The sequence below is a fragment of the Frigoribacterium sp. NPDC087798 genome (assembly GCF_044742985.1).
In the GTDB taxonomy this organism is placed as follows: domain Bacteria; phylum Actinomycetota; class Actinomycetes; order Actinomycetales; family Microbacteriaceae; genus Frigoribacterium.
Window position 1 is genome coordinate 1 of the sequence record NZ_JBIUVP010000005.1, and the last position, 14055, is coordinate 14055.

General features: G+C 73.3%; 13 protein-coding genes. 6 read left to right on the top strand and 7 right to left on the bottom strand.

The genetic code is table 11. The features are described 5' to 3' along the window. Nucleotides 1-151: 151 nt before the first annotated feature. Nucleotides 152-1102, bottom strand: coding sequence for a LysR family transcriptional regulator ArgP (locus ACIOSR_RS12715; RefSeq protein WP_192122864.1), 951 nt, complete (start codon nucleotides 1100-1102; stop codon nucleotides 152-154). A gap of 69 nt (nucleotides 1103-1171) precedes the next feature. Between ACIOSR_RS12715 and ACIOSR_RS12720 the strand changes: the two genes are divergently transcribed. Beyond that, complete coding sequence (locus ACIOSR_RS12720; protein ID WP_402752802.1) at nucleotides 1172-1804, top strand: LysE/ArgO family amino acid transporter; 633 nt, start codon at nucleotides 1172-1174, stop codon at nucleotides 1802-1804. A 92-nt stretch (nucleotides 1805-1896) separates the two neighbouring features. After that, complete coding sequence (locus ACIOSR_RS12725; protein ID WP_402752803.1) at nucleotides 1897-2469, top strand: YdeI family protein; 573 nt, start codon at nucleotides 1897-1899, stop codon at nucleotides 2467-2469. A gap of 210 nt (nucleotides 2470-2679) precedes the next feature. Here the strand turns inward: ACIOSR_RS12725 and ACIOSR_RS12730 are convergent, their stop codons facing one another. From ACIOSR_RS12730 to ACIOSR_RS12740, 3 genes are all read right to left on the bottom strand, one after another. After that, on the bottom strand, nucleotides 2680-3312 hold the full coding sequence (locus ACIOSR_RS12730) for a Pr6Pr family membrane protein (RefSeq protein WP_267659355.1): 633 nt from the start codon (nucleotides 3310-3312) through the stop codon (nucleotides 2680-2682). A 72-nt stretch (nucleotides 3313-3384) separates the two neighbouring features. Then, nucleotides 3385-3861, bottom strand: a complete 477-nt coding sequence (locus ACIOSR_RS12735; protein ID WP_402752804.1) for a hypothetical protein — start codon at nucleotides 3859-3861, stop codon at nucleotides 3385-3387. A 70-nt stretch (nucleotides 3862-3931) separates the two neighbouring features. After that, nucleotides 3932-4201: a hypothetical protein gene (locus tag ACIOSR_RS12740; protein WP_402752805.1), complete on the bottom strand. Its 270-nt coding sequence runs from the start codon at nucleotides 4199-4201 to the stop codon at nucleotides 3932-3934. Between the two features lie 151 nt (nucleotides 4202-4352). On the opposite strand from ACIOSR_RS12740, the gene ACIOSR_RS12745 reads away from it, so the two are divergent. Genes ACIOSR_RS12745 through ACIOSR_RS12755 form a run of 3 tightly spaced genes read left to right on the top strand, consistent with a single transcriptional unit; the run spans nucleotide 4353 to nucleotide 10326 of the window. Then, nucleotides 4353-5036: a 4'-phosphopantetheinyl transferase family protein gene (locus ACIOSR_RS12745; protein WP_402752806.1), complete on the top strand. Its 684-nt coding sequence runs from the start codon at nucleotides 4353-4355 to the stop codon at nucleotides 5034-5036. After that, nucleotides 5033-9025, top strand: coding sequence for a Pls/PosA family non-ribosomal peptide synthetase (locus ACIOSR_RS12750; protein WP_402752807.1), 3993 nt, complete (start codon nucleotides 5033-5035; stop codon nucleotides 9023-9025). The genes ACIOSR_RS12745 and ACIOSR_RS12750 overlap by 4 nt, the downstream gene beginning before the upstream one ends. Next, nucleotides 9022-10326: a M1 family metallopeptidase gene (locus ACIOSR_RS12755; RefSeq protein WP_402752808.1), complete on the top strand. Its 1305-nt coding sequence runs from the start codon at nucleotides 9022-9024 to the stop codon at nucleotides 10324-10326. Before ACIOSR_RS12750 ends, ACIOSR_RS12755 begins: the two co-directional genes overlap by 4 nt. A gap of 122 nt (nucleotides 10327-10448) precedes the next feature. On the opposite strand, the gene ACIOSR_RS12760 is transcribed toward ACIOSR_RS12755, so the two are convergent. Together ACIOSR_RS12760 and ACIOSR_RS12765 are read right to left on the bottom strand one after the other, a co-directional pair. Further along, complete coding sequence (locus tag ACIOSR_RS12760; RefSeq protein WP_402752809.1) at nucleotides 10449-11180, bottom strand: hypothetical protein; 732 nt, start codon at nucleotides 11178-11180, stop codon at nucleotides 10449-10451. Nucleotides 11181-11215: 35 nt separating this feature from the next. Next, nucleotides 11216-11596 (bottom strand): hypothetical protein, encoded by a 381-nt coding sequence (locus ACIOSR_RS12765; protein ID WP_402752810.1) that lies wholly within the window; start codon nucleotides 11594-11596, stop codon nucleotides 11216-11218. Between the two features lie 166 nt (nucleotides 11597-11762). On the opposite strand from ACIOSR_RS12765, the gene ACIOSR_RS12770 reads away from it, so the two are divergent. After that, complete coding sequence (locus tag ACIOSR_RS12770) at nucleotides 11763-12875, top strand: M20 family metallopeptidase (protein WP_402752811.1); 1113 nt, start codon at nucleotides 11763-11765, stop codon at nucleotides 12873-12875. Between the two features lie 63 nt (nucleotides 12876-12938). On the opposite strand, the gene ACIOSR_RS12775 is transcribed toward ACIOSR_RS12770, so the two are convergent. After that, nucleotides 12939-13964, bottom strand: a complete 1026-nt coding sequence (locus ACIOSR_RS12775) for a LacI family DNA-binding transcriptional regulator (protein WP_056043012.1) — start codon at nucleotides 13962-13964, stop codon at nucleotides 12939-12941. Nucleotides 13965-14055: the final 91 nt, after the last annotated feature.

Here is a 14055-nt window from a genome sequence, read left to right on the forward strand (position 1 = left end):
CCCCGGCCCGCGCCCCCCCCCCCCCCCCCCCCCCGCCCCCCCCCCGCCCCCCCCCCCCCGCCCCGCGGCCCGCCCCCCCCCCCCCCCCCCCGGCCCCCCGCCCCCCCCCCCCCCCCCCCCCCCCCCACCACTCGACCGGCGAGACAGGGCGTCAGGGATGCAGGGCGTGGCGGGCGGTGGCGCGGACGGCGTCGGTGACGGCCTCGAGGAGGGGCGAGGCGAGGGTCCAGCGCTGCCAGAAGAGCGGCACGTCGACCGGGTCGCCGGCGGCCAGTTCGACCAGACGGCCGGCGTCGAGTTCGGGGCCGGCCTGCGCCTCGGGCAGCATGCCCCAGCCGAGGCCGAGCACGACGGCCCGGGCGAAGTCGGCCGAGGCGGGCACGTGGTGCCGGGGCGCGAGCGGCTCGTGACCGGTGAGCCGACGCGCGAAGTCGTGCTGCAGGTCGTCGGCGCGGTCGAAGACCACCATCGGGGCACGATCGAGCCGTCCGTGGTGGAGGCCCCTGCGCTCGGCGGTTCCCCCTGCGCTCAGTCGGGCGCCCAGCCACCGTTCGACGAACCCCGGACTGGCGACCGCGCGGTAGCGCATGACGCCGAGCGGCTCCGAGCTGCAGCCCTGCACGGGCTCCCGGGTCGCGGTGACGGCGGCGAGCACGTCCCCCGATCGCAACAGCTCGGCCGTGTGCTGTTGGTCGGCCCGGCGCAGGTCGAACACCACGGGCACCGTGGGCGGGACGGCGGCCAGCGCGTCGAGGAACCAGGTCGCCGTCGAGTCGGCGTTGACGGCGATGGGGAGGGTGGTGGGGACGGGGTCGTCACCGTCGTCCCCTCCGTCGGGTCGGCCGGCGCCGAGCCGGGCCAGCGCGTCCGACGTGAGCAGGTCGACCTGGCGGGCATGACGCAGCACCACGTCACCGGCCTCGGTCGTGGTGACCGGTGTCGTGCGTCGCAGCAGCACCTGCCCGGCCGCTCGTTCGAGCTGCTTGATGCGCTGCGACACCGCGGACTGCGTGACGTGCAGGCGTCTCGCCGCCGCCTCGAACGTGCCTTCGTCGACGACGGTGCGGAGGGTGTCGAGCTGGTCGAGCGCGAAACGGGCCATGAGTCGAGCTTATGCAGCATCACGAACATGAGTTGGCGTGATGGCCTGGTGCGCGCCTAGCGTGTCGCCATGACCTTCGCGACCGTGCTGCCCGCCGCCCTCTTCGGTTTCGGCACGAGCCTCGCCCTGATCGTCGCCATCGGTGCCCAGAACGCCTACGTGCTGCGCGTCGGGCTCCAGGCCGTGACCCGCGTCGTCGTGCCGGTCGTCGTGGTCTGCGCCGTGAGCGACGCCGTGCTGATCAGCGCCGGGGTGGCCGGGGTCGGCGCGCTCGTCGAGGCCGCACCGCAGGCGGTCGTCGTCGTCCAGGTCGTCGGGGCCGGGTTCCTGCTGGTCTACGGTGCCTTCGCCGCGAAGCGCGCGATCCGGCCCGTCGGCGCGCTCACGGTCGAGGCCGGCGCGCCGCCCGCCCGGGTCGTCCCCGCCGTCCTGGGCGCCCTCGCCTTCACCTGGCTCAACCCGCACACCTACCTCGACACGATCGTGTTCCTCGGCTCGGTCGCGAACCACCAGCCGCCCGAGCTGCGGTGGTGGTTCGCGGGCGGGGCCGTCACGGGCAGTCTCGTGTGGTTCTCGGTGCTGGGGTTCGGCGCGCGCCTCCTGCGTCCCCTGTTCGCGAAGCCGGTCGCGTGGCGGGTGCTCGACGCGGTGATCGCCGTCGTGATGGTCGCCCTCGGGCTGCGGCTGCTGTTCGGGCTCTGACGGCCGGCCGCCCCTCGAGGGGTCGGGACGGGCCGTTCGGTTCCGCTGTGGAGCGGCACGTCGCGACGTCTCGCCGCCGGTAGGGTCGCCGCATGGTCAGCTTCGCCGACAAGCCCGTGCTCGACGTGACGGTCGAGCAGTGGCGCGAGTACCTCGAGGACGACCCCGACGTGGGTGGGGTGCGACTGACGCTCCGCAAGGTGCGGTCGACGAGGCCCGGCATGACCTGGTCGGAGGCGCTCGACGTCGCCCTCTGCCACGGCTGGATCGACGGCCAGACCAGCCGGCTCGACGACGACTTCACGCTCACGGCGTTCCAACCGAGGCGCAAGGACAGCCCCTGGTCCCAGGTCAACCGCGAACACGTCGCACGCCTGACCGCCGAGGGGCGGATGACCCCCGCGGGTCAGGCCGAGGTCGACCGGGCGAAGGCCGACGGCCGCTGGGACGCCGCCTACCGCCAGAAGGACGCCGTGCCTCCTGATGACCTGCAGGCAGCCCTCGACGCCGACCCGGTGGCGGCGGCGCACTTCGCGACGATGACGAAGACCGAGCGGTTCCGGGTGTACTTCCGGCTGGCCGCGCTGAAGCGGCCCGAGACCCGGGCGGCCCGCATCCGCGACGTGGTCGCGGCGGCCGCCCGCGGCGAACAGCACTACCGCTGAGCCGCCCGCAGGAGGCGCGGGTCGCGTCATGGGCGCACCCCGCCACGATATAAACACGCCGCCACGCAAACTTGTGGCGGTTCGTTTACATCGTGGCGGGGTGGCGGGGTGGCGGGGTGGCGGGGTGGCGGGGTGGCGGGGTGGCGGGGTGGCGGGACGTGGCGGTGCGGCGGCGACGCGACACGTCGCCCGCAGGAGGCGCGGGTCGCGTCAGCGGCGCGAGCGCTGCTTCCAGAAGCGGCCGGCGAGGCGCGCCAGACCGACCAGCGCGACCGACAGCACGGCGAGTGCGACGAGCAGCACGACCATGTAGAGCGCCACGGGGCCGTAGCCGCCCAGCGCCTCCGGGTCGTAGAAGGGGTAGGGGTAGAACGACGTGACGGCGCCGCGGACGAGCGAGTACACGCTGTAGAGGACGGGCACGACGAGGCCGAGGCCCGCGGCGGCCCAGGGCAGGCGACGGCCGACGGGCAACACGAGCCAGTCGACCAGCACGGCGACGGGCATCACCATGTGCACGACGACGTTGACCCAGGGCAGCACGCCGCCGGCCACCTCGGTCAGCAGCAGGTTGAAGACGAGGCCGACGAACACCATGTTCACGACCGCGATCAGCCGGACCACGTCCCAGGCCCGGCTGCCGGGACGACGGAGCAGGGTGCGGACGCCGCCGACGGTGAAGACCACGACGGCGAACAGGTTGCTCAGGTTCGTGAAGAACGAGAAGAAGTTGACGACGCTGTAGTCGTTCTCGAGGGTGTCGGCGAACTGGGCGGAGACGGCCACGAGGGCGAGCGCGGCGAAGACGAACCGGTACGGGACCATGAGCTGAGCGCGCGTCATGTGCTCACCCTAGTGAGGCGGAGCCGACCCGTAGCCGCTCACGAGGTCATCGGGTCGACGCCGGCGTCCGGGTCAGGCCTGCTCGATCTTCTCGATCAGGGTCGCCTTGGTGTGACGCGACACGTTGGTGATGCCCTTGGTGCGGGCGAGGGCGCGCAGCGCGACGAGGGTCTGCGCGTGCAGGTCGACGTGGGCGTCGTGACCGTCGGACAGCTGGACGGTGGTCTCGTCGACCTCGGGCAGGGGCGGAGTGTAGATCGAGCGCGGCTCGGCCGGGGTGGCGGACGGCGTGCTCGACGACGAACCGCTCGACGCCGAACCCGTCGAGCCCTGCACGGCACCCTTGGCCGTCTTCTTGGCGTCCCTCAAGCCGGACGTGGCGTCGTCGAGGGCGTTCTCGAGCGGCTTCACCGACGGGCGGCTCTTCTTGGCGAGCTTCTTCGCACGTCGCTTGGCCTCGGCGACCGCGGCGCGGGCATCGGTGACGGCGTCCTCGGCCTTGTCGTAGGCCTTGGCGGCGGATTTCTTGAGCTTCTTCTGGTCGGCCACGGGATCGGCCCCTCTCTCGAACGTGCGGAAATCGTGCCTGTGAGCGTGGCACGCCCACCTGGGACGGCTGTCAGTCGACCGGCGTCGCCTTGCCGCTCGCGATGCGGTCCCGCTCGGCACGGAGCGACTCGATCGTCTCGGGATCGAGGAAGTCCACGAACGGGTTCGGCTGCCCCGTCCGGGCGGCCACCACCTCGGTGTAGGCGGCCGAGGCGCGGCGCACCTTCGCCGTGGCGCGACCGAGCCGTTTGGACGACGACGACTTCGCCGTGACGACCTCGGCGTGGTGCTCGAGGGCGTCGACGAGTTCGGCGAGCGCGGTGGGGATCTTCTTGGCCATGCGGGGGCCTCTCGGGTGAGGGAAACGGGTGGCGGGGCGTCCCGGACCGGTCGGGAGGGTCACGGACGCCGACCGGATCATCACCCCACCCGGAGAACGGCAGGTGAACGGAGCCTCGGCGCGGGTGCGGACGCGGCTAGGCTCGCCTGCCGTGACGGGCGCGCAGGTGTGGCTGGTCGACCTCGACCTCGACCTCGGCCTCGGCCGAGAAGGCGACGCCGGCGCGCCTCCGGCGAGCGAGGTCTGCGACGGGCACGAACGGGCCCGCGCGGCGGCCCTCGTGGACGCGACCGACGCGCGTCGGTACCTGGCCTCGCATCGTGCGCTGCGCCTCCTGCTCTCGTCCGTGACCGGCCGGGAGGCCGGGTCGATCGAGTTCGGTCGCGAAGCCTGTCGCTCGTGCGGTGGTCCGCACGGTCGGCCGGTGCCGGTGCCGTCGGACGACCTGCACGTGAGCCTCAGCCGGAGCGGTCGTTGGGCCGCCGTGGCGGTGCGGGCCGGGGCGCCCGTCGGCGTCGACGTCGAAGGGGCCCGTCCGGCCGGTGCGCTCGAGCACCTCCGGCCCGACGTGAGCCCCGAGGACGTCGACGTGGACGTGCTGCGCGCCTGGGTGCGGAAGGAGGCGCTGCTCAAGTCGACGGGGGAGGGGCTGACCACCGCGATGTCGGCGCTCCGTCTGGGGCCCGGGCCCGGGGGCACGACCACGGACGGTCGACGCGGACTGGTCCACGACCGGCGCTCGGCGACCGGGGTCCTCCTCGCCGTCGCCGGTCCGGCCCTGGACGCGGTCGAGTTCACCGACGTGACACCTGGGGTCCCTACCGTGCGGCCGTGAGCCAGACACTGCCCGGCGTGATCGCCGGTTCGACCGCGGCCCCCGCACCCCGGACGCTCGTCGACGTCCTGCGGGCCACGGCGCTCGAGCACCCGGACGCCTCGGCCCTCGAGGACGAGCGGGGTGCGTGGAGCTACGCGGAACTCGTCGTCCGCGTCGGAGCCGCTTCGCGCGCGCTCGCCGACGCCGGGGTGCGCCGCGGCGACCGGGTGGGCGTGCGCATGCCCTCGGGCGACTCGTCGCTCTACCTGACGATCCTCGCCGTCCTGGCCGCCGGGGCCGCATACGTGCCGGTCGACGCCGACGACCCCGACGAGAGGGCCGCCCTGGTCTTCGGCGAGGCCGGCGTCGTGGGCATCGTCTCGGCGGGGGGACGCTTCACCCCGCGTGACGCCGACCGACCCGACAGCCTCGTGCTCGCCGCACCGGCCGGGCACGTCAGCGGGCGGGGCACGGCGCTCGCCGACGACGACCGGTCGCCGACCCCGGACGACGACGCCTGGGTGATCTTCACCTCGGGCTCGACCGGCACGCCGAAGGGCGTCGCCGCGAGTCATCGCTCGGCGGCCGCCCTGGCCGACGCCGAGGCGAGGATGTTCCTGTCGTCGCCCGGGGTCGATCCGCTCGGACCGGGCGACCGGGTGCTGGCCGGACTGTCGGTCGCGTTCGACGCCTCGTGCGAGGAGATGTGGCTGGCCTGGCGCAGTGGCGCCTGCCTGGTGCCGGCCCCTCGCAGCCTCGTCCGGTCGGGTGCCGATCTCGGGCCGTGGCTCGTCACCCACGGCATCACCGTCGTCTCGACCGTGCCGACCCTCGCGGCCCTCTGGCCGGACGAGGCCCTCGAGAGCGTCCGGTTGCTGATCTTCGGCGGAGAAGCGCTCCCGCCCGAGATCGTCGACCGCGTCGTCGGCGACGACCGTGAGGTGTGGAACACCTACGGGCCGACGGAGTCGACCGTGGTGGCCACCGGGGCGCTGGTGCGTGCCGGAGAGACGGTGAGGATCGGTCTGCCGCTCGACGGGTGGGACGTGGCCGTCGTCGACGCCGAGGGCGACCCGGTCGCGGAAGGCGAGGTGGGCGAGCTGATCATCGGCGGCGTCGGCCTGGCCCGCTACCTCGACCCCGCCAAGGACGCGGAGAAGTACGCCCCGCACGCGCAGCTCGGCTGGCAGCGCGCCTATCGCAGCGGTGACCTCGTGCGGTTCGACCGGGCCGGACTCGTGTTCCAGGGGCGGGCCGACGACCAGGTCAAGGTCGGCGGGCGCCGGATCGAGCTCGGGGAGATCGAGACCGCGCTGCAGGCCCTGCCCGGGGTCGGCGGCGCCGCCGCGGCGGTGCGGACGACGGCGGCCGGCAACCAGGTGCTCGTCGGCTACCTCGCGGTCGCGTCCGCCGAGACCTTCGACCGAGGCGCCGCCCTCGCCCGCCTCCGGGACGGACTGCCGGCCGCGCTGGTGCCGCTGCTGGCGCTGGTCACCGGCGACCTGCCGACGAAGACGTCGGGCAAGATCGACCGCGACGCGCTGCCCTGGCCGTTGGTCGACTCGTCGACCGGTGGCGACGGGAGAGGTGGCCGGCCCGACGGTGCCGGTTCGATGACCCCGGTCGAGCAGCTCGTCGCCGACCGCTGGCGCGAGGTCCTCGGCGTACCCGTCCCGGACGCCGACGCGAACTTCTTCGACCTCGGCGGGGGATCGCTGGCCGCCGCCCAGCTCGTGGCCCGGCTGCGCGAGCTCGACCCCGAGTTCACCGTCGCCGAGATCTACTCGCACCCCCGGCTCGGCGCGCTGGCCGAGGCGCTGACGGTGGCGGACGTCGACGACGAGGCCCCGCCGGCCGTGTTCCACCGGTCGGTGCCGACCCCGCGCCGCACCCAATGGCTGCAGACCCTGCTCGGGGTGCCCCTCCTCGTGCTGTCGGGTGCGCGCTGGCTGACCTACGCCCTGACCGCGAGCACCGTGCTGCGCTGGTGGAGCGGGTTCGACGCCCTGCCCGCGGTCGACGGCGGGCTGCTCGTCGTCGCGATCCTCGTGTTCGCGACCCCGCCGGGACGCATGGCGATCTCGGTGCTGGCCTCGCGCCTCCTCCTCCGGGGGGTCGAGGCGGGCGATCATCCGCGCGGCGGCAGCGTGCACCTGAGGCTCTGGCTGGCCGAGCAGGTCGCGCACCAGATCGGGGCGGTCGGGCTCGCCGGCGCCCCGTGGATCAGCTACTACGCGCGGGCCCTCGGGGCTCGCATCGCACCCGACGTCGACCTGCACGCCCTGCCGCCCGTGACCGGCATGCTGCGCATCGGTCGCGGGGCGTCGGTCGAGCCCGAGGTCGACCTGGCCGGGCACTGGATCGACGGCGACGTCGTCCGCATCGGGGCGATCCGCATCGGTGCGGGCAGCACGATCGGCATGCGGAGCACCCTGCTGCCCGGCACCCGGATCGGCAAGGACGCCTCGATCGCGCCCGGGTCCGCGGTCTTCGGGCGGGTGCCGTCGGGTCAGCACTGGGCCGGGTCGCCGGCCGAGCGCGTCGGCCGCACCCGCGCCTGGTGGCCGGAGGACCGACCCCCGGCACCCACCCGGTGGTTCGTCGCCTACGGGGCGTCGGCCGTCGTCGTCGCGTTGCTGCCGGTGGCGTCGCTGAGCGCAGGAGGCGCGGTCGTCGCGCTCGGCGTGCGGGGTGCGGGTTCGCTGACGGACGCGTGGTGGCGGGCCCTCGCCCTCCTGGTGCCGGGCACGCTCGTGGCCGGGCTGGCGGCCGCCGTGCTCGTCGTCGCGCTCACCCGCCTGTGGGCCCTCGGAGTGACCGAGGGCACCTTCGCGGTGCGGTCGAGGGTCGGCTGGCAGGTCTGGAGCACCGAACGCCTGCTCGACCTGTCGCGCACCCTGTTGTTCCCGCTCTACTCGAGCCTGTTCACGCCGGTCTGGCTGCGCCTGCTCGGGGCCGAGATCGGGCGGGACGTCGAGGCGTCGACCGTCCTGCTGCTGCCGTCGATGACGACCGTCCGCGACGGAGCCTTCCTGGCGGACGACACGCTCGTGGCGTCGTACGAGCTCGGCGGCGGCTGGCTGCGCGTGGCCCGGGCCGAGATCGGTCGGCGGGCGTTCCTGGGCAACTCGGGCATGACCGCCCCGGGCCACAAGGTGCCGAAGGACGGTCTGGTGGCCGTGCTCTCGTCGGCTCCGCGCAAGTCCAAGGCGGGGTCGTCGTGGCTCGGTTCACCCGCGGTGCGCCTGCGCCGCACGGTCGCCGTCGCCGACGAGACCCGCACCTTCCGCCCGGCCACACACCTCCGGGTGGCCCGCATCGCGTGGGAGCTCAGCCGGGTCGTGCCCGTCGTCGTCACCTGCGGCATCGGCCTCGGCCTGGTCGTCGGACTGTGGGCGCTGGTCGACGCGATCGGGGTCGGCGCGACGGCCGCGGTCGGCGGTGTCGTGATGCTCGCCGTCGGGGCGGCGGCCGCCGGGGTCACGACACTCGCCAAGTGGGCGCTCGTCGGGCGCATCCGGGCCGGCGAGCACCCGCTCTGGTCGTCGTTCGTCTGGCGCAGCGAGGTGTCCGACACCTTCACCGAGATGTGCGCGGCCCCCTGGTTCGCCCACGCGGCGGCCGGCACCCCGGCCCTCGTGTGGTGGCTGCGCTCGCTCGGGGCCTCGATCGGTCGCGGCGTGTGGACCGACAGCTACTGGTTGCCCGAGGCCGACCTGGTGCGACTCGACGACGCGTCGACGGTGAATCGAGGATGCGTCGTGCAGACCCACCTGTTCCATGATCGAATCATGAGCATGGACACCGTCACCCTGGCCGTCGGCTCGACGCTCGGACCCCACAGCGTCGTGCTGCCCGCGGCCCGCCTGGGCGAACACGCCACGGTCGGACCCGCGTCGCTCGTCATGCGCGGCGAGGTCGTCCCCGTCGGCAGCCGGTGGAGCGGCAACCCGATCGGCCCGTGGCGGGACGTCACGTTCGCGGACTACCACGCCGTCTCGCAGTGACCGGTCCGGCGGCGATCCCGGACGGCTACACGCCCGAGAGCGGCAACACCGGGTACGGCGTGCGCTCGTACGACCTCGTCATCGGGTACCGCGTGGCGACGAACCGACTGGACGGCGTGGCGACGCTGACGGTCGTGCCGACCGAGGTCCTCCGCACGCTCGTGTTCGACCTGCTCCGCCTCCGTGCCGCGAAGGTGCGGGTGGACGGGCGCAAGGCGCGTCACGCGCAGTCGGCGACGAAGCTCACGGTGACGCTGCCCGAGGAGACCGTGCCGGGTGAGCCGGTCGAGGTGGTCGTCGAGTACGCGGGCTCGCCCGCACCTCGCCGCACCCGCTGGGGCACCCTCGGCTGGGAGGAGCTGACCGACGGCGCACTCGTCGCCTCGCAGCCGAACGGGGCGGCGACCTGGTTCCCGTGCAACGACGACCCGGCGGACAAGGCGACCTACCGGGTGCAGGTCACGACCGAGCAGCCCTACGCCGTCGTCGCCCACGGTGAGCTGACCGACCGGCACACGCGGTCCGGCCGCACGACCTGGGTCTACGAGCAGCCCGAGCCCACGGCGACGTACCTCGCCACGGTGCAGATCGGCCGCTACGAGTTGGTGCCGGTCGTGCTCGCGGGGGTGCCCGGCGTCTTCGCCGGGGTGCCCGCGATGCGGTCCCGCATCGGTCGTGACTTCGGCGAGGTGGCCGACATGATGGCCTGCTTCGTCGAGCGGTTCGGTCCGTACCCCTTCGCGTCGTACTCGGTGGTCGTCACCGACGACGACCTCGAGATCCCCCTCGAGGCCCAGGGCCTCGCGATCTTCGGGGCGAACCACGCCGACGGGGCGGGCGGGTCGCGTCGGCTGATCGCGCACGAACTGGCGCACCAGTGGTTCGGCAACAGCGTGGGCCTGACGACCTGGCGCGACATCTGGCTGAACGAGGGCTTCGCCTGCTACGCCGAGTGGATCTGGTCCGAGGCCTCGGGCGGTCCGTCGGCCGCGCGCATCGCCGCCCAGACCCGCGCGCGGCTGGCCGGTCTGCCCCGCGACCTGCTCGTCGGCGACCCCGGCCCCGACTTGATGTTCGACGATCGCGTCTACAAGCGCGGGGCGCTCGCGGTGCATGCGCTGCGCTCGGCGGTCGGCGACGTCACGTTCTTCGACGTGCTGCGCGCCTGGACCGCCGAGCACCGGCACGGGGTGGCGACCACGGCCGACTTCGTCGCCCTCGCCACCCGCGTCTCCGGCCACCCCGTCGGCCCCTTGCTGCGTCCCTGGCTCGACGAGCGGGCCCTGCCGCCGCTGCCGTAGGCGGCATTGCAGTCCCGTCGGGATGCGCTCCTCGGGCTGTTGCAGTCGTCAGACAACGAACGGTCGCGCACTGACGCGGAGCCCGGATGAGTCAGGCCTGCGATAACGCGTCGAGCTGCGCATCAGAAGACTTTTATGCGGAACCGCTCGCTGGCGCGGGCGAGGTGCTCGTCGGTGACGAGGAGCGGCTCGCCACTCGTCGCGATGAAGTCCGCAGACCATGAGTCCGCTGCGCCGGGCATCCACGCCGCGCGACACCATCCACCCCCGTGCTTGCTGCCGAACTGAAGACCACGAGCGACCGAGCCGTCGAACAGCTCGATGCCTCGCAGGTGCATGCCGACGGCGGTGGTCACGATGCGGTTCTCGCCCCTCAGAACCGCTGTCGTCAGACTCCTGACGCCCTGACGGATGAGCGTGGGTTCGATCGTTGCTTCCAGGACCGAGAGCGAGTCAGGATGCTCCACGTCGATCCACCACCCGTCCCCCTGTCCGATCACCTGGTACACGCACCTGTCGACGCGCCATTGCTGTGGCACGGCGCCCATGCCCATGAATTGGGCCTCGCCCCATTCCTCGGCCACGAGTTCGAGCAGCTCGCTTCGCGTGAGGCCGAGCGCGGCGGCATCGCTTTCGAGAGGATCGAGTGCGCCGAGCTGCCGTTTGAACGGGGAGAGGACTTCAGCGAAAGCCGACTCGGCCTCGCGAGCCAGGTAGAGCGTGCGGCCCAGGGAGTCGTAGCGCCCCCACCTTTTTCGTGCGCTCCTGGCAGTCCGCTCGGGAGCCGACAGCGCTCCGTATCTCGGTTTCGCGATGCGGTAGGTGGTTTCGCCGAGTTCCGGCACGAGGCGCAAGCCGGTCGCGGTACACGTGGTGCCCCCGTTCACCCTCAGGCGTCCGGCTCATCTCGAAGGAACGCGGTGAGGGCCTCTATGACTTCGCGACCGCGGTCCTCGCGAATGGCCGTCAAGGGAGTGCTTTCGCCGAGGAGGGGGTTGCCACCGATGAACCACTGGCGGGCGATGTGGGCACCCTCGTCTTGGACCAGTGCTGCCCACGCCCTGTGGCCGAGTTGCAGACGTCGTGTGAAGTCGGGACCCGGGGTGGGCCCGTCGGATCGAGCCCACTTCGCGGGTAGCTTGCGGTCTTTGGAGCCGGTCAGGGCGGCGACGAGTGTCGGGCCCAAGCCGTGCACGAGGACATTCGCCACTTCATGGACGTCCATCCGCGCGGTCCTGGTGTGCTGGCCGGTGATCGTACGCGTGGGCATGAAGGAATCATAGATGACGCCCCCCGATTGCCCCATTGATTACCCTCGAATTACCCTTGGATGATCCCCATGTCGCCTGCGGCGGGATAGCCCGTCGAAGGCGCGCTCCTGCTTGCGGCCCTTCTCGCGACACGAGCCCGACACATGCCATGACTACCGTGGGCGGATGACCGTTGTCCAACCGTCCGAGGTGCCCGTGCTCAGCCTGCTGTGCGACCTGGTCGCCATCGACTCGACCAGCGGCTCACCGGGCGAGGCGGCCGTCCTGCGCCGCGTCGCCGCGGAGTTCGAGGGCGTCGAGGAGGCGCGGGTCGCCTTCGCCCCCGGGGCCGACGGTGAGCCCACGGCGCTGCTGGTCTCGCCGGTGGTCGTCGGCGCCGACAGGCCGCTGCTCGTCTTCGCGTCCCACGCCGACGTCGTCCCGGTGACCGACGCCTCGGCCTGGACCCACGATCCCTTCGCCTCGACCGTCGTCGGCGACCGCCTGTACGGGCGGGGTGCCTCGGACATGAAGTCCGGCCTGGCCGCCTCGATCGTCGCCGTACGGGACCTCCTGCGCCAGGGTGCACCCGTCGCGCTCGCCGTCTCGACCGGTGAGGAGGTCGGCTGCCTCGGGGCTCCTGCCGTCGTCGACCTGCTCGCGGGCCTGCGCGTGGGGGCCGTGGTGATCCCCGAGTCGACCGACGGGCAGGTCGTGCTCGGTCACCGCGGCGCGCTCTGGGCGACCGTCCGCACCTCGGGCGTCGCCGCGCACGGCAGCACGCCCGAGCGGGGCCACAACGCGATCCTCGACCTGGTGACCGTGCTCGGGCGCCTGGACGACCTGCCGCTCTCGTCCCATGCCGACCTCGGGCGCGAGACGGTCAACGTCGGCGTCGTGTCGGGCGGCAGCGTGCCGAACATCGTGCCCGACGTCTGCGAGGCGCGCATCGACCTGCGCGTCGTCCGGGAGGACGTCGACGAACTCGTCGACTGGTGGCGTGGCCAGCCCGAGGTGACCGACGTCCGCGTCGACCTCGACCTGGCCGCCGTGTGGACCCCGCGCGACCATCCCTGGCTCGCCGGGCTCGACGCCCCGGTCTCGGAGGCGCCCGCGTCGTACTTCACGGACGCCTCGGTGCTCGTGCGGTCGCTCGAGGACGGGGTGCCCGTCGTGGTCTGGGGCCCGGGCGACCCCACCGTCGTCCACACGGTGGACGAGTCCGTGTCGGTCGAGGCGGTCCTGCGGGCCGTCGAGCAGTTCGGCCGCGTCGGCGGGCGGTGGGCCGTCGAGCACTGACCGACGCCCGACGGGGCGGTCGGGGCCGTCGAGCAGTGACCGACGCCCGACGGGGCGGTCGGGTCAGGCGGGCTCGGGAGTCGACGACCGCGTGCTCTGCCGGCGGACGAGCCTCGGCGCGAACGAGACGCGCGCGCCTCCGAGTCCTCCGTCGTCGGAGCCCCGCAGCGAGAGCAGCCGCAGCGCCTCGGCGGCCATGCGGTCGGTCGGCTGCGCCAGGGTCGTCAGGGCCGGGGTCACGTACGAGGCGAAGACGATGTCGTCGAAGCCCGTGACCTGCAGCTCGTCGGGCACCGACACCCCGAGCTCGCGGGCCGCCCTCAGCACGCCCATGGCGATCAGGTCGTCCGCGCAGACGATGGCGTCCGGGCGGTCGTCGGAGGTCAGCAGTCGGCGGGCCGCCGCGTCGCCGCTGTCGACCGAGTAGTCGCCGAGCACGACCCCGTCGCGCACCTCGCGGATGCCGAGTTCGGCCGCCCAGTGCCGGAAGCCCCGGAGGCGCAGGGTCGTCGACGAGTTCGTCAGCTCGGAGGTCACGAACGCGGCCGAGCGGGCACCGGTCCCGGCGAGGTGCGTCAGGACGAGCTTCATCGCCTCGGCGTCGTCGAGGCCGATCCAGTCGGTGCCGGCGACGTCGACCCGGCGGTCGAGCTGCACCAGCGGGACGGCCCGGGCGGACGCGGCCACGGCCGCCGCGCTCTCGGTGTCGTGCACGGGGCTGACCACGATCCCGTCGACGTGCCGCTCGATGAGTGACCGGAGGTGCTCGGCCTCGACGGCGGGGTCCTGCCGCGAGTCGCAGAGGAACAGCTGTTTGCCCTCGCCGTGCAGCGCGCTCTCGAGGCTGTCGACCAGGGTCGTGAAGAACGGGTTGAGGATGCTCGGGACGACCATGCCGACCGTGTCGGTGCGGCGGGTGCGCAGGGCGCGGGCGATGCCGTTGCCCGAATAGCCCAGCTCGTCGGCCGCCAGTCGCACGCGGGCCTCGACCTCGCGGCCGACCGGGCGCGACGCCGACATGACGCGCGAGACCGTCGCGGCGGAGACGCCCGCCCGGCGGGCGACGTCCGAGATGGTGACGGCGTTCATGGGCTCCTCAGGGCGTGGCCGCCGGGGACGACGGGTGATGCCGTCATCGTATCGTCCCCTCGCGGGAAACCGATTGCCCGCCCCAGATCTC

Coding starts and splice junctions, on each gene's coding strand:
- ACIOSR_RS12740 (WP_402752805.1), bottom strand. CDS start 4,201: ATGGCCAAGAAGATCCCCACCGCGCTCGCCGAACTCGTCGACGCCCTC.
- ACIOSR_RS12715 (WP_192122864.1), bottom strand. CDS start 1,102: ATGGCCCGTTTCGCGCTCGACCAGCTCGACACCCTCCGCACCGTCGTC.
- ACIOSR_RS12725 (WP_402752803.1), top strand. CDS start 1,897: ATGGTCAGCTTCGCCGACAAGCCCGTGCTCGACGTGACGGTCGAGCAG.
- ACIOSR_RS12770 (WP_402752811.1), top strand. CDS start 11,763: ATGACCGTTGTCCAACCGTCCGAGGTGCCCGTGCTCAGCCTGCTGTGC.
- ACIOSR_RS12730 (WP_267659355.1), bottom strand. CDS start 3,312: ATGACGCGCGCTCAGCTCATGGTCCCGTACCGGTTCGTCTTCGCCGCG.
- ACIOSR_RS12765 (WP_402752810.1), bottom strand. CDS start 11,596: ATGCCCACGCGTACGATCACCGGCCAGCACACCAGGACCGCGCGGATG.
- ACIOSR_RS12775 (WP_056043012.1), bottom strand. CDS start 13,964: ATGAACGCCGTCACCATCTCGGACGTCGCCCGCCGGGCGGGCGTCTCC.
- ACIOSR_RS12720 (WP_402752802.1), top strand. CDS start 1,172: ATGACCTTCGCGACCGTGCTGCCCGCCGCCCTCTTCGGTTTCGGCACG.